At 68.5% G+C, this 19,954-nt stretch carries 19 protein-coding genes; 11 read left to right on the top strand and 8 right to left on the bottom strand.

Going from position 1 to position 19,954, the window contains the following annotated elements:
* Window positions 1-18: 18 nt before the first annotated feature.
* From OHA10_RS01605 to OHA10_RS01585, 5 genes are read left to right on the top strand one after another with little or no spacing between them, the layout of a single operon-like run.
* Entirely contained in the window at window positions 19-1,332 is a 1,314-nt protein-coding gene (locus tag OHA10_RS01605) for an extracellular solute-binding protein (RefSeq protein ID WP_371404369.1), read from the top strand.
* Window positions 1,329-2,240, top strand: a complete 912-nt coding sequence (locus OHA10_RS01600; RefSeq protein WP_371404368.1) for a carbohydrate ABC transporter permease — start codon at window positions 1,329-1,331, stop codon at window positions 2,238-2,240. The genes OHA10_RS01605 and OHA10_RS01600 overlap by 4 nt, the downstream gene beginning before the upstream one ends.
* Window positions 2,237-3,142 (top strand): carbohydrate ABC transporter permease, encoded by a 906-nt coding sequence (locus tag OHA10_RS01595; protein ID WP_371404367.1) that lies wholly within the window; start codon window positions 2,237-2,239, stop codon window positions 3,140-3,142. The genes OHA10_RS01600 and OHA10_RS01595 overlap by 4 nt, the downstream gene beginning before the upstream one ends.
* Window positions 3,139-3,924: a hypothetical protein gene (locus OHA10_RS01590; RefSeq protein WP_371404366.1), complete on the top strand. Its 786-nt coding sequence runs from the start codon at window positions 3,139-3,141 to the stop codon at window positions 3,922-3,924. Before OHA10_RS01595 ends, OHA10_RS01590 begins: the two co-directional genes overlap by 4 nt.
* Complete coding sequence (locus OHA10_RS01585) at window positions 3,921-6,239, top strand: right-handed parallel beta-helix repeat-containing protein (protein WP_371404365.1); 2,319 nt, start codon at window positions 3,921-3,923, stop codon at window positions 6,237-6,239. The genes OHA10_RS01590 and OHA10_RS01585 overlap by 4 nt, the downstream gene beginning before the upstream one ends.
* Before the next feature lie 69 nt (window positions 6,240-6,308).
* Here the strand turns inward: OHA10_RS01585 and OHA10_RS01580 are convergent, their stop codons facing one another.
* Complete coding sequence (locus OHA10_RS01580) at window positions 6,309-6,851, bottom strand: hypothetical protein (RefSeq protein WP_371404364.1); 543 nt, start codon at window positions 6,849-6,851, stop codon at window positions 6,309-6,311.
* 35 nt (window positions 6,852-6,886) lie between these two features.
* On the bottom strand, window positions 6,887-7,600 hold the full coding sequence (deoD, locus tag OHA10_RS01575; RefSeq protein WP_130439886.1) for a purine-nucleoside phosphorylase: 714 nt from the start codon (window positions 7,598-7,600) through the stop codon (window positions 6,887-6,889).
* Between the two features lie 39 nt (window positions 7,601-7,639).
* Between deoD and nudC the strand changes: the two genes are divergently transcribed.
* Window positions 7,640-8,563, top strand: a complete 924-nt coding sequence (gene nudC, locus OHA10_RS01570) for an NAD(+) diphosphatase (protein WP_371404363.1) — start codon at window positions 7,640-7,642, stop codon at window positions 8,561-8,563.
* Here the strand turns inward: nudC and OHA10_RS01565 are convergent, their stop codons facing one another.
* Together OHA10_RS01565 and OHA10_RS01560 are read right to left on the bottom strand one after the other, a co-directional pair.
* Window positions 8,564-10,918 (bottom strand): hypothetical protein, encoded by a 2,355-nt coding sequence (locus OHA10_RS01565; protein ID WP_371404362.1) that lies wholly within the window; start codon window positions 10,916-10,918, stop codon window positions 8,564-8,566.
* Window positions 10,919-11,010: 92 nt separating this feature from the next.
* On the bottom strand, window positions 11,011-11,250 hold the full coding sequence (locus OHA10_RS01560; RefSeq protein WP_371404361.1) for a mycoredoxin: 240 nt from the start codon (window positions 11,248-11,250) through the stop codon (window positions 11,011-11,013).
* Between the two features lie 100 nt (window positions 11,251-11,350).
* Between OHA10_RS01560 and OHA10_RS01555 the strand changes: the two genes are divergently transcribed.
* From OHA10_RS01555 to OHA10_RS01545, 3 genes are all read left to right on the top strand, one after another.
* On the top strand, window positions 11,351-13,471 hold the full coding sequence (locus OHA10_RS01555; RefSeq protein ID WP_371404360.1) for an ATP-dependent DNA helicase UvrD2: 2,121 nt from the start codon (window positions 11,351-11,353) through the stop codon (window positions 13,469-13,471).
* 362 nt (window positions 13,472-13,833) lie between these two features.
* Entirely contained in the window at window positions 13,834-14,031 is a 198-nt protein-coding gene (locus OHA10_RS01550; RefSeq protein ID WP_371404359.1) for a hypothetical protein, read from the top strand.
* Between the two features lie 150 nt (window positions 14,032-14,181).
* Window positions 14,182-14,469: a WhiB family transcriptional regulator gene (locus OHA10_RS01545; RefSeq protein WP_131285495.1), complete on the top strand. Its 288-nt coding sequence runs from the start codon at window positions 14,182-14,184 to the stop codon at window positions 14,467-14,469.
* Window positions 14,470-14,917: 448 nt separating this feature from the next.
* On the opposite strand, the gene OHA10_RS01540 is transcribed toward OHA10_RS01545, so the two are convergent.
* Window positions 14,918-15,466, bottom strand: coding sequence for an NUDIX domain-containing protein (locus tag OHA10_RS01540; RefSeq protein WP_371404358.1), 549 nt, complete (start codon window positions 15,464-15,466; stop codon window positions 14,918-14,920).
* Window positions 15,467-15,484: 18 nt separating this feature from the next.
* Here OHA10_RS01540 and OHA10_RS01535 point away from each other — a divergent pair, with 18 nt between their 5' ends.
* Window positions 15,485-15,652, top strand: a complete 168-nt coding sequence (locus tag OHA10_RS01535) for a hypothetical protein (protein WP_371404357.1) — start codon at window positions 15,485-15,487, stop codon at window positions 15,650-15,652.
* Between the two features lies 1 nt (window position 15,653).
* On the opposite strand, the gene OHA10_RS01530 is transcribed toward OHA10_RS01535, so the two are convergent.
* Window positions 15,654-16,439 (bottom strand): DUF899 domain-containing protein, encoded by a 786-nt coding sequence (locus tag OHA10_RS01530; RefSeq protein ID WP_371404356.1) that lies wholly within the window; start codon window positions 16,437-16,439, stop codon window positions 15,654-15,656.
* An 87-nt stretch (window positions 16,440-16,526) separates the two neighbouring features.
* Between OHA10_RS01530 and OHA10_RS01525 the strand changes: the two genes are divergently transcribed.
* Window positions 16,527-17,993, top strand: a complete 1,467-nt coding sequence (locus tag OHA10_RS01525) for an MFS transporter (RefSeq protein WP_371404355.1) — start codon at window positions 16,527-16,529, stop codon at window positions 17,991-17,993.
* Here OHA10_RS01525 and OHA10_RS01520 read toward each other — a convergent pair.
* Window positions 17,980-19,293 carry an ABC1 kinase family protein gene (locus OHA10_RS01520; protein WP_371404354.1) on the bottom strand — a complete coding sequence of 438 codons (1,314 nt, stop codon included), beginning with the start codon at window positions 19,291-19,293 and terminating at the stop codon, window positions 17,980-17,982. The two genes, OHA10_RS01525 and OHA10_RS01520, sit on opposite strands and share 14 nt — an antisense overlap.
* Window positions 19,294-19,387: 94 nt before the next feature.
* The gene (locus OHA10_RS01515) at window positions 19,388-19,546 is read right to left on the bottom strand and encodes a DUF5679 domain-containing protein (protein ID WP_012922897.1); all 159 of its coding nucleotides are present in this window, start codon (window positions 19,544-19,546) and stop codon (window positions 19,388-19,390) included.
* Window positions 19,547-19,954 lie beyond the last annotated feature (408 nt).

Genomic DNA, 19,954 nt, shown 5'->3' with positions numbered 1-19,954 from the left:
CAGATCGAGGGAGTGACGATGGTAGTTCCCCGCGCTTTACGCTTCGCGGCCGCAGCGGTCGCGTTCACGCTGCTGGCGGCCTGCTCGTCCGGTGGCGATGACAACGCCACCGGCGCCGGGTCGGGCGCCAAGCACCTGACCGTGTGGTTTCCCGGCACCGACCCGGCCGAGTCCGCCCTGGTGAAGAACTCGTTGGTGCCGGAGTTCGAGAAGAGCACCGGAGCGACGGTCGACGTGACGTACGTCGACTACGCCAATCTCAGCAACAAGCTGGCGGCGGCATTCGCGGCCGGGACCGCGCCGGACGTCTTCGGGCACGGGCCGGCTGCGGTCGCCGACCTGGTCGTCAACGACCGGCTCGAGCCGTTGCCGGTGGACCAGTTGCCCGCGGCGGACCGCGACGACCTGACCAGCGCGCTCCCGGGCGGCCAGGTGGACGGCAAGCAGTACCTGATGCCCCTGCAGATGCAGGGCTGGCTGCTCGCCTACAACAAGGACGACTTCAAGGCCGCGGGTCTCGACCCCGACCAGCCGCCGACGACCTGGGAAGGGTTGCGCGACGCGGCGAAGAAGCTCACGGTCCGGGACGCGTCCGGTCGGATCACTCGCTCGGGGCTGCTGCTGGCCACCGACCCGATCGGCCGGGAGCAGTCGTTCGCGACGCTGATCGCCTCGGCCGGGGGTTCGCTCGTCGACACTGCCGCGCACAAGTCCACCTTCGACAGCCCGCAGGGCAAGCAGGCCCTGGACTACTACGTGAGCCTGTTCAACGGGCCGGACGCGGTCGCGACCGGTCTGGGGACGTCGTTCTCCGCGAACCCGCCGGCCCAGCAGCCGCTGGTCCAGGGCACCGCGTCGATCACCTTGCTCGCGGTCAACGCGATCCAGAAGATCGTGGCGGCCGCTCCGGCGAAGCACTTCGGGGTCATGCAGCCGCCGAAGTTCGAAGGTGCCGACCACGGTGCCGCGTTCGGCGGCGCCGGTCCCGGGCTGATGATCAACGCCGACTCCAAGGCCAAGGACCTCGGCTGGAAGTTCATCCAGTTCATGATCGGCAAGGACGTGAACCAGCGCTACGTCCAGGCGTTCGGGGGACTTCCGGTGCGGGCGTCGGCAAGCGCCTCGCCGTACGTGACCGCGTCGCCGGTGCTCACGGCGGCGGTCAAGGCGGCACCGCAGTTCGTGCCGAACCCGAACGTGGCCGGCTGGGTACAGGCCCGCGACAAGATGGACGCCCGGCTCGAGCAGGCGCTGAACCAGAAGGCCTCGACGGCCGACGCCCTGACGTCGATGGCCGCCGACGTCGACGACGTCCTCAAGAAGAGCCAGTGAGCGCGGCAGGACTCGTGGCGGTGCCGGTTCGCCGGCGCCGCCGCTGGACCCGGCTGCACTGGGCAGGCCTGGCCATGGCCGCGCCGGCCGTGGCGTACGTCGTGGTGTTCAGCCTGTTCCCCGTGCTCTACGGACTGCGGATCAGCTTCACCAGGTACAACCCGTTGCGGCGGGGCGGACCGCAGTGGACCGGCCTGGAGAACTACCGCGACCTGCTGCACTCCGCGGAGTTCGGGCGGTCGCTGCTGGTCACCGGGCAGTTCGTGCTGATGGTGCTACCGGCAACGATCGTGATCGCGACCGGACTGGCCGTGCTGGTGAACCGGCCGTTCCGGGGGATCGGCTTCGTCCGGTCCGCGCTCTACCTGCCGAATATCGTCTCACTGACCGCGGTGTCGATGATCTGGCTCTGGATGTACTCCCAGCACGGCCTGTTCAACGAGGTGCTGGGAGCGATCGGCCTGCCCGCCCAGGATCTGCTGCACAACGAGAACACTGCCCTGGCTGCCGCCGCAGCGATGCGGGTGTGGAAGGCGCTCGGCTCGAACATGGTACTGATCCTGGCCGGTCTGCAGGGCATCCCGAACGAGCGGTACGAGGCGGCGACCGTGGACGGGGCGAGCTCGTGGCAAAGGTTCGTCAACGTGACGCTTCCCGGGCTCCGGCCGACGCTGGTGTTCGTCGTCGCGATGGACATCATCTACCTGGCCCAGAGCTTCGCCGAGATCTACGTGCTGACCCAGGGCGGCCCGCTCGGTTCGACCACGACCGTCAACTACCTCATCTACACGACGGCGTTCCAGTACAACCAGTTCGGCTCGGCGGCGGCGATGGCGTTCGTGCTGTTCGCGTTCGTGGCCGGGTTCTCCCTACTGGCGACCCGCGGGATCTCGGGGAGGCGCGGATGACGACAGTTGCGACCTCGACCGTTGTCCGGAGACGTGCACGGGCGCCGCGGTACCGCCGGGACTGGTCGCGCTACCTGCTCGTCGCGGTGGTTGTCATACTGGTGCTGATCCCGTTCGCCTGGATGGTGTCGATCGCGTTCACACCGGCCGACCGGGCGTTCGGCTCGGTCGCGCTGGTACCGGACAACCCGACGCTGGAGAACTTCCGCTCGGCGATCAACGACGTCGGCCTGGTCCGCGCACTCGGCAACTCGCTGCTGGTCGCGCTGGCGGCTGTAGTCGTCAATTGCGCGGTCGCGCCGCTGGCGGGGTACGCGTTCGCGCGGCTGCCGTTCCCCGGCAGCAGGCTGGTCTTCCTGATGATCATCGCGACCACCGCGATCCCGGTGTCGGTGACACTGATCCCGTTGTTCCTGATGACCAAGTCGTTTCCGCTGGCCGGTGGCAACGATCTGTTCGGGCACGGTGGCAACGGACTGCTCGACACCTTGCCGGCAGTGACGATCCCGCACCTGGTCGGCGCGATGAACGTGTTCCTGTCCCGCCAGTACTTCCTCGGTATGCCCTCGGAGCTGGCCGAGGCGGCCCGGGTGGACGGCGCCGGCGAGCTGCGCATCTTCACCCGGGTGCACCTGCCGCTGGCGCGGCCGCTGATCGCGATCGTGGCGATCTTCTCCTTCACCGGGACCTGGGACGACTTCCTCTGGCCACTGGTGACCACCACGTCGAGCAAGAACTACACGGTCCAGCTGGCCCTGGTGCAGTTCAACTCGACCGGCAACATCCGGTACGGCGCGCTGATGGCAGGCGCCATCCTGATCACGCTGCCGGTGGTCCTCGTCTTCCTGGCCAACCAGCGGTCGTTCATCTCAGGCCTCGCCGAGGGCGGGAGCAAGGGATGAGGCGATGGTGGTGGCCGGCGACCGGGCTGCTGGTCGCCATCCTGACGGCTGTTGTCCTCTTTGTTGTCCGGGGCAACGGCGAGCTGACCGTGAACGGCCAGGTGGTTCCACCGGACGAGCTCCGGACGTACGCCGCCGCGCACTCGCTGGATCTCGATACGCCGGACGGTCACCGGGCCGCGGTCGCCGGAATCACCCGGTTCAAGGTCGTCCAGCAGCAGGCGTACGACCGCGGACTGGTCGGGTACCTGGACTACGCGGGCTTCCTGCGTGACCTGGAGAAAAAGAACAAGCAGCCGGGCTACGGCGTCACCTCGTACCAGCCGGCGTCCTACCTGTCGTACCTGGAGAGCAACCTGAGTCTCGGCCTGCGCAGGGCGCTGGTCGCCGAGCGGCGGATCACGCCGACCGAGGCGCAGCTCCAGGCGTTCTACTCGGCTCACAAGGACGAGTACGCGCGCCGGACCGACACGATCCAGCTCACTCTGCAGGGTGGGGGCCGGATCCAGCGGCTCCGGATCGACGACGCGAACGCGTACACGTACTCGAAGTACCGGACGACTCTCTTCACAGCCGCGCAGGAGCTGGCCGTGGGGGATTCGGTACCGGTGATCGGCGACACCGCTGGTGGGCAGGTGCTGGTCACCTGCACCGCCCGGACCCCCGGCGGGTACAAGACGCTGCCGGAGGTCCGGCAGGAACTCACCGAGCGGTACGTCGACCAGCAGTTTCAGCGATATCTCGATGCACTCACCACCGCTACCCGAGTGGAGGAGAAGTGAACGCACCGCCCAAGTCACGTGTTGTCATCGCACTGCTCGCCGTCGTCGCCGGACTGATCGGGCTGACCGGGCTGCTCGTCCCGGTCCCGGCCCAGGCCGCGCTCGCGCCGCCGGACCTCGCGTCCAACGGCAGCTTCGAGACCGGCGCGCTCGCACCGTGGACGCCGTACCCGGCGGACTCGGTCTTGCTGTCCACCGGCCAGACGACCGACGGGACCCGGTTCGCGCGGTTCCCGGCGAACGCGAGCCTGTCCCAGCTGATCACCGGACTGAACACCAGCCGGGAGTACGTCGTCACCGGATCGATCCGCGCGGATGCGACGGCGAAGTTCTTCGTGGGACTCCGGTACTTCGACGCAGAACACCCGAACGTGGTGGAGAGCGAGAAACGGTACGCCGCCTCGGCGTCGTGGTCCCGCTTCGAGATCCGGTTCAGTACCGATGCGACGCACACGTCGCTCGGCATCCTCGCCCAGAACACCGGTGCCGCCGGCTACGGTGACCTCGACGACGTGCGACTGTACGAGGTCACGGCGGTCCCCGGGATCACGTCGCCCGGCAACACGACGTACTACGTCTCGAGCTCAGGAGGCGACGACAGCGCCGACGGTCGCACTCCGGGCACCGCCTGGAGGTCGTTCGCCAAGGTTAACGCGAGCCGGTTCGCGCCCGGGGACCGGATCCTGCTGAAGGCCGGCGACACCTGGACCGGCACGACCCTGCACCCGCTCGGCAGCGGTGCGCCCGGCGCGCCGATCACGCTCGGCAAGTACGGCGACGCGGCGCTTCGGCCGATTCTCAACGCGGCCGACGACGCGACCAGCCTGAACACGCAGGATCTGGTCAAGGGGACGACCAGCCACCTCACTTACCTGACCCAGACGTTCTACACCTCGGTGTATCTCTACAACCAGCAGTACTGGACCATCCGCGATCTGGATGTCGCGAACCACGCGGCCGGATTCACCGACCCGAACGGCGACACCAACCTGCGCAGCGGCATCCTGGTGATGAACGACAACGCGGGCACGTTGCGGTCGATCTCGGTTCAGAACAACCAGGTGCACGACGTGCTCGGCAGCCGGTCCCAGAAGACCTACTGGGGTGGTGCCGGAATCATCTTCACCGTGATGCTGAAGCGCGCCGACATGGCGTCCGGATCGAAGTACGACGGTGTGCTGATCGAGGGCAACTCGGTCCGGAACACCAACCGGCAGGGGATCGTCACCAACTCCCGGCAGAACCTGCGCGCCGATATCGACAACACCGGTGACCTGGTCGACGCGGTCGCCAAGGGCTGGTCGCCGTGGTACCCGAGCACTGGCGTGGTGATTCGGAACAACTACGTCAAGGACGTCGCTGGTGATGGCATCCTCCCGCAGGTCACCACCGGCGCACTCGTCGAGCACAACACCGTGGACGGGTTCAACGAACGCAGTGGTGGGGCCAGCGCGGGCATCTGGGCGTGGAACGCGGATCGGACAGCGTTCCAGTTCAACGAAGCGTTCGGTGGGAGGACGACCCAGGACGGCCAGGGGTACGACCTGGACTACGGACAGACCGGGACGGTGTTCCAGTACAACTACTCGCACGACAACGAAGGCGGGTTCGTGCTCGTCTGCGCGCCCGGTCAGGGCAGCAACGCGAGCGGTCCAGGCAGCGGCGTCACCAGCGACAACGGAGTGGTCCGCTACAACATCAGCCAGAACGATCGGAACCGCACTTTCATGTTCAGCGGGTACTCGTCCGGCACGCTGATCTACAACAACACCGTCTATCAGGGACCGGGGATCGCGGCGCAGCCGGTGAACTTCTGGGCCTGGAACAAGACCTATCCGACCTCGGCGGCGTTCTACAACAACATCTTCGCGCTGGACAGCGCGGGCACCTGGAACTATTCGGACCAGGGGCTCACCATGCAAGGCCTGACGTTCGACGGCAACACCGTCTACGGCACGCACACTGCTGGTGAGCCGAACGACCCGCACAAGCTGACCACCGACCCACGGCTCACCGCCCCCGGCACCGGAACGACGGCCACGCCGGTCGGCGGGCCGTACCAGCCACCGATGCTGGACGGCTACAAACTGGCCGGCGGTTCACCGGCCCGGGCCTCGGGTGTGGTCGTCGAGACCACCAGCGGCCTGACAATCGACGGCCGCACTCCTAACGGCGGCCACGACTACTGGGGCATGGCAGTGGTTCCGGGTGCGATCCCGAACCGGGGCGCCGACAACACCGCCGCAGGCCGGCGCCGCCCTCACCCGACCCTCTACCCCCACCCGAACTCGCACCTGGTCCCGCCGCACCGCTGACCCCACCCAGAGACTCCGCCTCCTGAGCGACCGTGCAGCTGCCCGCCCGCCGCTCAGGAGGCGGTTGGTTCATTCGGCTCCGCAGTCGACCTTGCAGAGCTTGTCGGTCAGCGTGAGGATCGCTCCCGGCTGATCGGTGTCCGCCTCGGTCGAGAACTCGACCGTCCAGTCGCCGGCGGTGGTCTGCGCGGACGCCTTGCCGTCCTGCTGCTTCAGCCAGTCGGTGATCTGGCCGCGCGGATTCACGTGGGCCAGCTCCAGCGCCTGCGGTGCGAAGTCGGCCAACTTCGTCGTCGCCTCCGCAGCGACGCCGGTTGCCTGCAGCGAGATCACCGGCGGGCGCGGCTGCTTGCCGATCAGCACCTGGATCGAAGTGACGCCCTGCGCGCACGTCTGGTACGCCTCGTCGGTGCTGCACTTGTAGCCCTTACCGGCGAAGGCGGTGACGACCTGTGCGGCCGTGAGGTCCGGCAGCTTCTCCTCCGGACCGGTCGACGACGCACTGCTGCTGGTGGTCGTGCCCGGCGCGCTGGAGGAGCTGGAGCTGCCGGCGGCGTCCGGCTTGTCGTCGGACTTGCTGCCCGAGCACGCCGTCGTGCCGAGTGCGATCACGGCGCACGCCAGTACGGCGGCGCCGTACCGCGGGTTCAGACCGGCACCTCGATCGCCGCGTCGAGGGCGATCGTGATCATCTCCGAGAACGTCGTCTGGCGCTCCTCGGCGGTGGTCTCCTCCTTGGTGATCAGGTGGTCCGACACCGTCATGATGCCGAGCGCCCGGCGGCCGAACTTCGCCGCCAGCGTGTAGAGCGCCGACGCCTCCATCTCGATACCCAGTACGCCGTACTCCGCGGTCCGGGAGACCAGGTCGGCCCGGTCGTTGTAGAACAGGTCGCCGGAGAACACCTGGCCGACGTGCACGTTCAGCCCGGCCGCCTCGGCCGCGTCCACCGCCGCACGGAGCAGCTGGTAGTCGGCGGTCGGCGCGTAGTCGATGCCGTGGAAGCGCAGCCGGTTCATCTGCGAGTCGGTGCTCGCGGACATCGCCACGATCACGTCGCGGACCCGGACCGCCTCGGTCAGCGCACCGCACGTCCCGACCCGGATCAGGGTCTGTACGTCGTACTCCGCGAACAGTTCGTTCGCGTAGATGGACGCGGACGGCTGGCCCATGCCGGAGCCCTGGACAGAGATCCGCTCACCCTTGTAGGTGCCGGTGAACCCGAACATGTTGCGGATCTCGGTGTAGCAGATCACGTCGTCCAGATAGGTCTCCGCGATCCACTTGGCCCGCAGCGGGTCCCCCGGGAACAGCACCCGCGGTGCGATCTGCCCCTTCTCGGCGGCGATGTGAATACTCATGCGGGGATGCTCTCACGCCCCCGGGGTAGGTTGAGGCACGTGGCCTACTCCATTACTCCTGGTTCGCTAGCCCTGTCCCGTTCGGTCCTGGACCGTGCCGCCGACCGCCGCCGTGACAACGACTGGCTGGAGAAGGCGTGGGCCGCTGACGACACGCAGGTGGTCGTCGTCTCGGCCGACAAGATCCAGGTCCGTGACGACCGCTCCGCACTGCGGTTCGTGCCGCCGACCGCGGCGCCCGAGGGCATCCGGATCTTCCTGGGCATCGACCGCGAGTCCGGCGCCGGCATGACCGCCGAAGGCCGGGCTGTCTTCGGCGTGCTGGTCAAGGACGAGGCGGACGAGTCGTACGGCGGCCTGCGCGAGCTCGGCGCCGTACTCGACGACCGTGAGGCCGGTATCGCGGTCAACGTGATCGGACTGTCCAACTGGCACGCAGTGCACACCCACTGCTCCAACTGCGGCGAGCACACCGAGGTGGTGGAGGCGGGCCACGTCCGGCGCTGCCCCAACTGCGGCATGTCGCACTTCCCGCGCAGCGACCCGGCGATCATCGTGCTCGTCACCGACGACCAGGACCGCGCGCTGCTCGGCCGCAACGAGGCGTGGCCCGCGGGGCGGTACTCCACGCTGGCCGGCTTCGTCGAGCCAGGTGAGTCGCTCGAGGCCGCCGTACGGCGTGAGGTCCTCGAAGAGACCGGTGTGATCGTCGGCGAAGAGGTCCTGTACGCCGGGAGCCAGCCGTGGCCGTTGCCCGCGAGCCTGATGCTCGGGTTCTACGCGAAGGCGTCGAGCTTCGACATCGACGTGGACCAGGACGAGATCGCCGAGGCCAAATGGTTCACCCGGGAGGACGTCCGCGCGCTGGTCGAAGCCGGCACGATGGCCCTCCCGGGTGCGATCTCGATCTCCCGCCGCCTGATCGAAGGCTGGTACGGCGAGAGCCTCACCGGAAGCTGGTGACTAGGTCCTGCCCACGTTCGACCGGGCCGCCGCGATCCTGATCAGGACGCCCTCCCAGCGCTCGACCGAACCGGCGTTCTCGAGTTGACGGAGCTTCCGGTCGACGGCGATGACGTAGGCCGCGTGGTTCGGCCAGTCCGCCTTCGCACTCGGCAGTGTGTCGGTCAGCGTGCAGCCGTAGGTCAGGAAGCGGTTCGAGACGTGGCTGTCGATGTTGCCGGTCCACACCGTCGGCCGGACGTCGGACTGTGGGCAGGAGTCGACCGGTGGGGTGTACGACGCCAGGTTGGTCGGGTTGGTGAAGCCGTCCGGGCGCAGCAGCGTGTAGTAGGTGCCGTCCGGGGTCTGCGTGAGCCGGTTGAGGCCGTGGTCGCGCAGGACGGTGGTGTGTCCGCTCAGGCTGTCCAGGACGAACAGCCGCCCGCCGGTCACGCCGTACAAATAGCCGTCCCGCCAGGAGAGTGCGCCGTCCTGCGAGCCGGTGACTGCGCTGAAGACGGGCAGCAGGCGCAGCACCTCACCGGTCGACGGGTTGACGACGAAGACGATGCCGTCCGCCAGACCCCAGATGTTGCCGTCCGGTCCGTAGGTCAGCTCGTTGATGCTGGCCGCGCCCGACACCGGGACGATGTCGGTGAGTACTGCGCCCGTCGCCGGGTCCACCTTGATCAGGTGGGCCTCGGTGGCTCTCGGGTCGGTGCCCTGACCGCCTTCGATGCTGGAGCCGGCCCACACGTTCGCACCCGCGGGCAGGATCGACGCGATCGTCTGGTCGGTCACCAGGTCGCGGTAGACGGTGTGGCTGCCGGTCGGTACGTCGTACACGGTCAGTGCGCCGCCGTACTCGCCGTACGCCGGCGTGGTGCCGACGTACACGTGGTTGCCGTCGGGGACGACCGAGACCGGCCTGTTCTGGTGGTCGCTGTCGACCAGGCTGAACAGTTCCTTCGGGTTGGTCGTGCTGTCCGGTTGGCTCGGGTCCCACAGCGACAGGCGGCCGTACGGGTAGATGCCGACGTACATCTTGCCGGTGCCGTCCCAGGCCCAGCCTTCGACCTGTCCCTGCCGGGTGGTGACGGTGGATTTGCCGGTCGCCGGGTCGTAGACGGCGGTGGAACCGTTCAGGTAGACGTTCACGAACACCTTGCCCGTGACGGGGTCGGCCAGCTCGTGCATCAGCGGCGACGGCACGTACTGGAACGGTGAGCTCCACTGCGCCAGCGTCCCGTCGGCCGGGTTGTAGCGGAACGTCCCACCGGAGTAGTTGCCCGCCAGGCCGTACAGCACGGGTACGCCGTTCTCGGTCACCCAGCCGTAGCCGATGGATGCGCCGCGCGTCAGCGTCCGCGGTGGCGAGACCGGACCGACCGTGTTGGTGTCCAGGTCGTAGTGCGTCAGGGCCAGGGTGTTGTTGGTGAAGTAGACGCCGCCTGGTCCGGCCGCGGAGACGCCGCGGGCAGCGATCGGGTAGTCCATCACCTGCTGGCCGGTGGTCGAGTCGGTGTACTTGATCTGCTCACCGGTGACCGCGTCGACTACCACCAGCCGGCTGCTGGCGTTCGCGAACACCTTGCCGCGGGCGTAGTCCAGGTCGATGAAGTCCTTGGCCGTCGTGCCCGGGGGAGTGATGTCCTCGACCGCCTTGGTGTCGACGTCGATCCGAAGCAGGCGGGCATTCGGAGTGGAGACGCCCACGAACAGCTTGCGGTGGTCGGGGTCGTACACCGTCGAGCGCGCGTACTGCTGCACGGGGTCGAGTGAGCCGTAGTCGGTGACCTGTCCGTTCGACGGGTCGTACTTGAACGCGTGTGCGGTCGGGTACGTCCCGGCGTACACGTTGCCGTCCGCGTCGGAGGTGAGGCCATAGATCTGGGACTCGCCCGGGATGGGCTGGCCCAGGTCCGTCACCTCGCCGGTGCCCGGGCTGTAGCGGTAGAGGTGCGCGTACGGGTATGTGCCGAGGTAGACGTCGCCGTTCGGCGTCACGACGATCGCCCAGCCGCCGGCGGCGCCCGGCAGCGGTACGGCGCGGATCAGTTCGCGGGTGTGCAGGTCCACGACGTTCAGCCGGGCGTTCTCGCCGGCGGGTACGGCGTACACGACGTCGCGCCCGTCCGGAGTGCGGCCGACCGCGCCCTCCATCACGGTGAGCGAGCTGACCGGCGACCCCAGGTCCTTGATGACGTCGTCGGCCGGCGCGAACCCCTTCGCCGGCGGCCCGAGCGGCCAGGTCTCCGACGGGAACGGATCAGGCAGCGGCGGAGCTGCTGTGGCGTGCGGTCCACTCGTGGCGAGCAGACCGATCGAGACGAGCAAGGTCGTCAAGGCAGCGCGAAGGTGACGGCGCGAGAACATGGGCGGACTCCCTGCGACGTAGTTCATCGCAAGGTATAACGGTCATGACCGTAAAGTCCATAACTCAGGCGATATGACCTGAGTCAGGTGGTTCAGGCGGCGAGCTTCTCCGCGACCTGGGCCAGCGACGGGTTGGTCATCGCGGTGCCGTCGGCGAAGACGACCGTCGGGACGGTCTGGTTGCCGTTGTTGATCTGCTCGACCAGCTTCGCGGCGTCCGGGACCTGCTCGATGTCGACCTCGGTGAACTCGATACCGGCTCGCTTGAGCTGGCCCTTGAGCCGGTGGCAGTAGCCGCACCAGGGGGTCGAGTACATCGTGAAAGCCGACATCGGCGGACTCCTTGAGGAGTGGGAGGGGTTTATGTCGGGCCGCCCGTCTAGGGTGGCCTTCGACGTATTCGAACCATGCCGTAGGTGGTGCTGTTCCCGCGTGTCTCAACCCGTGAGCGACCTCACACGATCTGCTTCTGCCGAGGGCCTCCTGGAGGCGCTCGATCCGGAGCAGCGGGCCGTCGCGTCCGCGTTGCACGGGCCGGTCGTGGTGATGGCCGGCGCCGGGACGGGCAAGACCCGGGCGATCACCCACCGGATCGCGTACGGCGTCCGGACCGGGACGTTCGACCCGGTCCGCGTGCTCGCGGTGACGTTCACGCAGCGGGCGGCGGGGGAGATGCGCGGGCGGCTCGCCCAGCTCGGCGTCCAGGGCGTGCAGGCCCGCACGTTCCACTCCGCCGCGCTCCGGCAGGCCCGCTTCTTCTGGCCCAAGGTGTACGGCGGGGAGCTGCCGCCGATCGCGGACCGGAAGTTCCCGCTGCTGACCGAGGCCGCCTCCCGCTGCCGGGTCCGGGTGGACACGCCCGCGCTGCGCGACCTGGCCGGTGAGGTCGAGTGGGCCAAGGTGAGCAACGTCCGGCCCGACGACTACGCCCGCCTGGCGCCGAAGTCGTCCCGCACCCTGGCCGCTTTCGACCCGGCGACGATCGCGCGGATCTTCGCGGCGTACGAGGACGTGAAGCTGGAGCGCGGCCGGATCGACCTGGAGGACGTGCTGCTCTGTGCCGTCGCGTTGCTCGCGGAGGACGAGCGGGTGGCCGCGGAGATCCGCCGGCAGTACCGGACGTTCGTCGTGGACGAGTACCAGGACGTGTCGCCGCTGCAGCAGAGTCTGCTCGACCTGTGGCTGGGCGGCCGCGAGGACGTCTGCGTGGTCGGCGATCCGGCGCAGACGATCTACTCGTGGGCCGGCGCCGAACCGGAGAACCTGGTGCGCTTCGCGTCCCGGCATCCGTCCGCCACGGTGATCAAGCTGGTCCGCGACTACCGGTCGACGCCGCAGATCGTCGACGTGGCGAACAAGATCCTGGACGCCGCCGGCCCGACCGGGCTGCCCGGCCGGGTGACGCTGCGATCCCAGAAGGAGGCCGGTCCGACTCCGGTCTACCGCGAGTACTCCGACGAGGTCGCGGAGGCCGACGCGGTCGCGCGGGCGGTCATGAAGCTGCGGGACGACGGCGTGGCGCTGCGCGACATCGCCGTACTGTTCCGGACCAATGCGCAGTCGGAGAACTTCGAGCAGGCGCTGGCCGAGCGGAAGATCCCGACCGTGCTGAAGGGTGCGGAGCGGTTCTTCGAGCGCGCCGAGATCCGGCAGGCCGCCGTACTGCTGCGGGGGCAGGCCAAGGCTGGGGACCTGTCCGACGACCTTGTGACCACGGTGACCGGCGTACTCGGCGGGGCCGGGTGGACGCCCGAGCCGCCGACCGGGACCGGAGCGGTCCGGGACCGATGGGAGTCGCTGAGCGCGCTGGTGACGATGACATCCGACTTCGCCGCGGCCAACCCGGAGGCGCGGTTGCCCGAGCTGATGGCGGAGCTGGACCGGCGGGCGTCGATCCAGCACGCGCCGCTGGCCGAGGGGGTCACGCTGGCGACGCTGCACGCGGCCAAGGGGCTGGAGTGGGAGTGCGTCTTCATCGTCGGGGCGCACGAGGGGACGCTGCCGATCACCTACGCCCAGACGCCGGCGCAGGTGGAGGAGGAGCGTCGGCTGTTCTATGTCGGCGTGACGCGGGCGAAGCAGCAGCTGTCGATCAGCTGGTCCACGTCCCGCTCACCGGGCGGCCGCGGGACCCGCGGTCCGACCCGCTTCCTCGACCCGATCGGCGTCCGTACGGCGCGGACCGAATGGACGCCGTCGTCGCCGACCAGCTGGGAGCGCCCGTCGAGCGCCGCGCCGCGCTCCAGCCGCCCGATCCCCAAGTGCCGGGTCTGCGGCCGCGGCCTGCTCGACCCGGGCGCCCGCAAGCTCGGCCGCTGCGAGGACTGCCCGTCCAAGATCGACCAGAAGCTGTACGACGCCCTGATCGAGTGGCGCACCGAGCAGGCCGAATCCGAGCGGATGCCGGCGTTCGTCATCCTCACCGATGCCACGCTGACCGCGATCGCCGAGACCCGCCCGGAGGACGCGCAGGCGCTCCGCCAGATCCCCGGCATCGGCCACACCAAGCTGGCCAAGTACGGCGAGCACATCCTGAATCTCTGCACCCGCTGATTGCCCCTTCGGGCAGGTGCTGCGGGAAATGTTCTTGCCAGGCACGGGATCCGGGGCGCACCCTGGAGTACGTGCCGTGTTCTGCTCCTGGCAGACGTGGCAGTTAGGTGACAGAGGCAACGATCCCGCAGCGTGCGGACGGCGTCCCGGAGAGTGCTGGAAACCCTGTCACGGCAACCAGATCCGGTCGCCGTGGCGGCAACTTCCGGCCAACTTCGCGAACTGGCGATAAATAGTTTGCGGGGTCCGACGCGGACGGCGTACTGTTCTTTCTGCGGTCGAAGCCTGGCCGAAAACTTCAAACAACCATAGCGATCGAGCTAACCGCCCGCTTCGCCACAACGAGAGGAGGTGCCCTGGAAATGATCACCAACACGGTCAAGAAGCCGTTCAGCGACGCTGCCGCGCTGCCGTGCGCCCCGATTCAGGGTGCCTCGCCGCGTCTGCACGTCGCGACCGTTGTGCTCATGGCTTCCGGCATCGCCCAGTTCAAGGGCGGAGCTGTCGGCGATGTGAAGTACGGCGGTTCGGGTTCTCGGATATGGAGTCCACCGGTCTGACTAGCGTCAGAGCCGGCACCTCCAAGGCCGCGGAACCCACCAAAGGGTCCCGCGGCCCTTTTGTTTGTCCACAGATTTGGTGATTACCAACCGGTAGTCATCACCGACGACAAGAGACCAGCATCCAAAAGTCACTGGGAGGTGACCGGAATGAGCGTTAGCTTCCTCGATGTCTTCACCGAGGTCGCAACGTCGCAGGACCTGCCCTGTCGGTCCTACGCGCCAGAACTCTTCTTCGCCGAATCGCCGGCGGACGTCGAGTACGCAAAGTCTCTCTGCACGACCTGCCCGCTGAAGGCCGAGTGCCTGGCCGGAGCGCTCGAGCGTTCCGAGCCGTGGGGAGTGTGGGGTGGCGAGCTGTTCGTCCAAGGTGTGGTGGTTCCGCGCAAGCGGCCCCGAGGGCGTCCCCGCAAGAGCGACACCGTTACCGCAGCCTGAACGACACCCAACCATCCGAAACGAGACCGAACGATGACCAACCAGACTTCACACAGGAGCACCGAAATGCATTTACTCAATGAAGATCTCGCTCGTGCTCACTGTCGGGCTTCACTGAAGGCCGCAGAGCAGAACCGGCGCTTCCGCCTCGCTCACCAGATCGAGAAGGCGCAGAAGCAGGCCGAGCGGGCAGGCCGGCGAGCCGAGAGGGCCAGCGCACGCGCGCGCCTCGCACTCGCCCGTCTCGTCTGATCCACCAGTACCACCAGCCTGACCAGCTGAAACAACCGAGGGGCGGCACCCAGGGGGTGCCGCCCCTCCAGCATTCCACCCGCGGCCCCGTTCCACCCGCGGCCCCGGCCCGCCCCGGCAGCAATTTGGTGGGTAGACCCACCAAATTGGGGGTTTGGCACCCTCGTTCAGGGTCACAAACCCCCCACCGCGTGGGTCAACCAGCCAAATGGGGTGGGATGGTTCGGGCCTGGATCAGGAGCTGCTGCAGGCCGAGCAGCGTGATCCCGCTGACGATCTCGTGCCGCGCGATCATCCCGGGTACGTCGGCCACCGGGATCCACTCGATCCGGTCCGACTCGTTCCGCTCCGTCGGCTCCCCGATCCGTACTGCGCTCGTCGCCCGGAACACGTAGTGCCGCGAATCCATGATCCCGGCGGCAGGCTCCGACCGGATCAGCTCGGCGAGCGCGTCGGCCCGCCACCCGGTCTCCTCCTCGAGCTCCCGCGCCGCCGCAGCCTCCGGCGTCTCACCAGCCTCGATGATCCCCATCGGCAGCTCCCAGGCCCAGGTGTCGGTCAGGAAGCGGTGCCGCCACATCAGCAGCACGTGCTCGTCCCGGGTGACGACCGCGGCGGCGATGTCCTTCAGCCGTACGGCGTGGTAGTCGAAGCGCTCGCCGTCGGGTTGCTCGACGTCCAACCGCCGTACGCTCAACCACCGATTACCCCAGACCTCGGCCTCGCCGTGAATCACCCATCGCACGCGGTGCAGACTAGTCCCATGGTGAGAGCTACCTGTGCGTTGTGTGGTCAGCAGGCGGAGTCGGAGGACGTGCCGTTGACCTGGATGACCTCGATCGAGGACGGGCGCAAGCTGCTGTACTGCGACCGGTGTGCCCGGGAGAACGTGCGCAGTATCGAGGGGAAGCTGGACTCGGTCTACTGGTGAATCAGTACTGATCAGGGACCCGCATCGCGGGCCCGCCGACATGCAGGCCGAGCGGCTCGGCGCGTCCCTTCGGCTCCTCCCACACCTCCTGCCGCCCCAGGACCGTGAGATCCAGGTACCGGTAGCAGTTGTGGAAGTCCTCGATGCCCCGCCCGAACGTCGAGTACGTGTGGAACACCTCGTCGCCGACCCGCAGGAACGTGCTGATCCCCGGCAGCTCTTCGCCGTTCATCTCATCGGTCCACGGCCCGCCCGACCACGGCGTACCCTTCTCGTTCGCCAGCTGCTCCTGGGTGCGGAAGTGCAGCAGCACCGGCGCGACCCGGTCGTCCAGCGTGGCGTGGAAGTCGTAGTTGAAGTCGCTCCCGTACGACGAGTACCACGGGAACGTCCACCCGAGCCGCTGCTTGAACCCGGCGATCTTCGGGTACGGCGCCCTCGACACCGCCACGAGCGAGGTGTTGCGCACGTGCAACTGGCGAAGGTTGCCGATCTCGTCGGCGGCGGACGAGCAGCTCGGACACCCCTCGTCCCAGTCCGGTCCGAACATGAAGTGGTGGATGACCAGCTGGTCCCGCCCGTCGAACAGGTCCAGCAGCCCGACCTCCCCGTCCGGTCCGTCGAACACGTACGGCTTGTCGATCCGCACCATCGGTAGCCGGCGGCGCTCGGCGTTGAGGCGGTCACGCGCCCGCGTGACCTCCTTCTCGAGCCTCAGCAGCTCCAGGCGGGCGGCCAGCCACTCCTCCGGTGGCACGACCTCGGGCAGGTTTCCGAACGTCGTCATCGTTCGACGATAGTCCCGGCGGGTGTCGATACCAGACCGGTCCGCTCGACGCACTGAGTGACAACACCCCTGCGGAAGGACCGGATCATGACCCTCGAGGCCGACATGGTGGCGACCAGCAGACGGCAGTGGATCGCGCTGGGCGTCCTGTGCCTCGCCACGCTGCTGGTGTCACTGGACCTGTTCGTCATGCTGCTGGCAGTCCCGGCCGTGACCGAGGCCCTGGGTGCCACCAGCAGCCAGCAGCTGTGGATCCTGGACGTGTACGGGTTCATGGTGGCCGGCCTGATGATCACGATGGGCAACCTCGGTGACCGGCTCGGTCGCCGTCGGTTGCTGCTGATCGCGGCTGCGGTCTTCGGGATCGCCTCGATCGTCGCGGCGTACTCGGTGAACCCCGGCATGCTGATCGGGGCCCGGGCGCTGCTCGGCATCGCCGGCGCGGCGATCGCGCCGTGCACGCTGTCGCTGATCTCCACGCTGTTCCCGGACGAGGGGCAGCGGGCGAAGGCGCTGGGCGTCTGGGCGGGCTGCTTCACGGTCGGCGCGGTGGTCGGCCCGATCGTCGGCGGCGTCCTGCTGAACCACTTCTGGTGGGGTTCGGCGTTCCTGATCGGCGTACCGGCGATGGTCGTGTTGCTCGTCGTCGGGCCGTTCCTGCTCCCGGAGTACCGCAACGAGAAGGCCGGGCGGATCGACGTACCGAGCGTGCTGCTGTCGCTGGCCGCGATCCTGCCGGCGATCCACGGACTCAAGCACCTCGCCTCGCACGGCGTCGGTGTGCAGTCGATCGGCGCGCTGCTGGCCGGCGGCGTGTTCGGCTGGATCTTCGTACGGCGGCAGCGTCGCCTCGACGATCCGCTGGTCGACGTACGGCTGTTCACGCGCCGGACGTTCAGCGTGACGCTCGGGAGCATGCTGGCGTTCTCGATGCTGTCCGGTGGCGTGATGGTGTTCGTCGCGCAGTACTTCCAGCTGGTCCAGGGGATGACCCCGCTGGCCGCCGGCCTCGCGCTGGTGCCGGGCATGCTGACGACGACCGTCGCCTTCCAGGTGGCGCCGCGGCTGGCGCAACGGATCCGGCCGAGCGTGCTGATCCCCGCCGGGATCGCGTTCACGGTCGTCGGGATGGTGATGATGTCGCTGGCGACGTCCACGACGGTTCTGGTGATCGCCTTCGCGATCCAGTGCGTCGGCCCGGCGCCGTTGGTCACGCTCGGCACGAACCTCGTCATCGGCTCGGTCCCGCCGGAGAAGGCCGGCTCGGCCGGTGCGCTGACGCAGACGAGCAACGAGTTCGGCTACTCGCTGGGCATCGCGGTCCTGGGCAGTGTGGTGACCGCGACGTACCGCGGCCATATGGACGGTCGCGGCGGCAACTCACTCGGCGAGGCGATCACCCAGGGCGCCACGGGCGACCTCCTGGACCAGGCGCGGGACGCCTTCACCAGCGGTCTGCACCTCGCCGCAGGCATCACCGCGGTGGCGCTGGCGGCTGTGGCGGTCCTGCTGGCGGTGACGCTGCGCGCGGTCCCGGCGCTCAGCCGTCGGTGAAGCCGGGCAGGAGCTCCTCCAGCACGGTGCGGAACGGGGCCTCGGCCTCGAGCTGCGACAGTACGGCGATGCCGCCGATCCAGACGCGATGGATCAGCAGGTACGACGGGGGCAGGTTGAGCCGCAGAGCGAGCGACGCGTTGGGCGACCGGAAGTCACCGGTCCGGTTCGCCTGCGCGCGCATCCAGGCCCGGCTGAACTGGAACGTCTCCTCCCGGGCCGGCTCCGCGAACGGCGCGAGGTAGTCCATCAGCTGCTCCGGGTCGATCTCCATCCGCGGCTTGATGAACCCCTCGGCCTTGAGCCCGTCCCGGACCGCCTCCCCGTCGCCCTTGAGCGAGATCCGCAGCAGCCGCCCGATCGCCGGCGGCAGGCCGTCCGGGAGCCGGGCGCAGAGGCCGAAATCGACCACGCCGAGCCGTCCGTCGGCCATCACCCGGAAGTTCCCCGGATGCGGGTCCGAGTGCAGCAGACCGGCGTACTTCGGCCCGCTGAACATGAACCGGACGTACTTCAGCCCGATCGCGTCCCGCTCCTGCTTGGTGCCTTCGGTGATGTACGACGACAGTGGGCGGCCCTCGATCCATTCGGACACGATGACCGTGGGGGAGTGCTTGATGACCCGCGGTACGACGAACTCCGGGTGGTCCTTGAATGCGTCGGCGTACTGCTGCTGGGCCTGCGCCTCGCGATCGTAGTCGAGCTCCTCGCCGATCCGCTCCTGGAGCTCCGCGACGAGCGGCTTCACCTCGAGCCCCGGGACCATGGCGCCGATCGTCCGGGCGAACCGGCCCAGCTGCCTGAGGTCCGAGCGGAGCGCCTCCGCGGCGCCCGGGTACTGCAGTTTGACCGCGACCTCACGGCCGTCCTTGAGCCGCCCACGGTGCACCTGGCCGATGGACGCGGCCGCCGCGGGCACGTCGTCGAACTCCTCGAACCGGTCCCGCCAGCGCTTGCCCAGCTCCCGCGACAGGATCGTGTGCACGGTCGAGGCCGGCATCGGCGGGGCGGAGTCCTGCAACTTGGTCAGCGTCGCCCGGTACGGCGCCGCGAGCTCCTCCGGCATCGCGGACTCCATCAGGCTGAGCATCTGCCCGAACTTCATCGCGCCGCCCTTGAGCTCACCCAGGACGGCGAACAGCTGATCGGCCGTGCGGCGCTGGAACTCGGCGAACACGGCCTCGGCGGGAGCGCCGCCGATGCGCTTGCCCAGGCCGACCGTCGCCCGCCCGGCGGCACCGAGCGGCAGGCTGGCTAGTTTCGCGGTCCGGCTCAGCGCCTTGCGAGGGAGGTCCGACACGACTCCATTCTGTCCGGTCGCCCAAGCCGGTACGAACCAGGGGCGGTGCCCGGCACAGACATCGTGCCGGGCACCGCCCCTACGACTTGGTGCGTCAGGCCTTGCCGAGGATCCGGTTCAGGTTCGTACCGCACTCGGGGCACTTGGCCTTCGCCATGCGCGTGCCCTTGTCGTTGACCTTGACCTCGCCGTCGGCGGTGCGCTTGGCCTTGCACTTGACGCAGTAGAACTCGCCGCTCCAGGTCTCTGCCATGAGGGCCCTCTCCTTGCTTGAATTCCAGCCCGGGGTCTCGCCCCGGGCAGTCGTTGGATGCTGAACGGCAGACCGTCCTGCCGTAGGCCGTGCGGCCCAGTCGGGATTCACCCTACGGCCTCCTGGCTCAGGCTCAAGCGCACCTCAGGGCCCGCGCGCCGCCGGAATCCCCCGAGGAAAGCCCTTACCGAAACTTTCGCCGACACAGAACAGGCTCCCGGTGATCCGCCTCCGGAGCAGCTCGGCTTCCCCTCCGAGCGGCCCCGGAGGCGGTCCGGGAGCCTGTTGCAGATGACGCTAAGAGGCGACGGCGGCGCAGGCAAGCCCGCGTTGTCCACCCCTGTGGATAACTCTGTGTGCAACCTGTGGGGCGCGCCGCTCGACGCTGTGGACGGGCGGGGGAACAGG

It is taken from the genome of Kribbella sp. NBC_00662, from assembly GCF_041430295.1.
In the GTDB taxonomy this organism is placed as follows: Bacteria; Actinomycetota; Actinomycetes; order Propionibacteriales; family Kribbellaceae; genus Kribbella.
This window is presented reverse-complemented; position numbering and strand designations above follow the sequence as displayed.

Excerpts from the sequence above, each read along its gene's own strand:
- OHA10_RS01535 (WP_371404357.1), top strand. The coding sequence starts at position 15,485 with ATGGTGAGAGCTACCTGTGCGTTGTGTGGTCAGCAGGCGGAGTCGGAG.
- OHA10_RS01530 (WP_371404356.1), bottom strand. The coding sequence starts at position 16,439 with ATGACGACGTTCGGAAACCTGCCCGAGGTCGTGCCACCGGAGGAGTGG.
- deoD (WP_130439886.1), bottom strand. The coding sequence starts at position 7,600 with ATGAGTATTCACATCGCCGCCGAGAAGGGGCAGATCGCACCGCGGGTG.
- OHA10_RS01560 (WP_371404361.1), bottom strand. The coding sequence starts at position 11,250 with ATGTCGGCTTTCACGATGTACTCGACCCCCTGGTGCGGCTACTGCCAC.
- OHA10_RS01515 (WP_012922897.1), bottom strand. The coding sequence starts at position 19,546 with ATGGCAGAGACCTGGAGCGGCGAGTTCTACTGCGTCAAGTGCAAGGCC.
- OHA10_RS01525 (WP_371404355.1), top strand. The coding sequence starts at position 16,527 with ATGACCCTCGAGGCCGACATGGTGGCGACCAGCAGACGGCAGTGGATC.
- OHA10_RS01595 (WP_371404367.1), top strand. The coding sequence starts at position 2,237 with ATGACGACAGTTGCGACCTCGACCGTTGTCCGGAGACGTGCACGGGCG.
- OHA10_RS01545 (WP_131285495.1), top strand. The coding sequence starts at position 14,182 with ATGAGCGTTAGCTTCCTCGATGTCTTCACCGAGGTCGCAACGTCGCAG.
- OHA10_RS01590 (WP_371404366.1), top strand. The coding sequence starts at position 3,139 with ATGAGGCGATGGTGGTGGCCGGCGACCGGGCTGCTGGTCGCCATCCTG.
- OHA10_RS01550 (WP_371404359.1), top strand. The coding sequence starts at position 13,834 with ATGATCACCAACACGGTCAAGAAGCCGTTCAGCGACGCTGCCGCGCTG.
- OHA10_RS01565 (WP_371404362.1), bottom strand. The coding sequence starts at position 10,918 with ATGTTCTCGCGCCGTCACCTTCGCGCTGCCTTGACGACCTTGCTCGTC.
- OHA10_RS01605 (WP_371404369.1), top strand. The coding sequence starts at position 19 with ATGGTAGTTCCCCGCGCTTTACGCTTCGCGGCCGCAGCGGTCGCGTTC.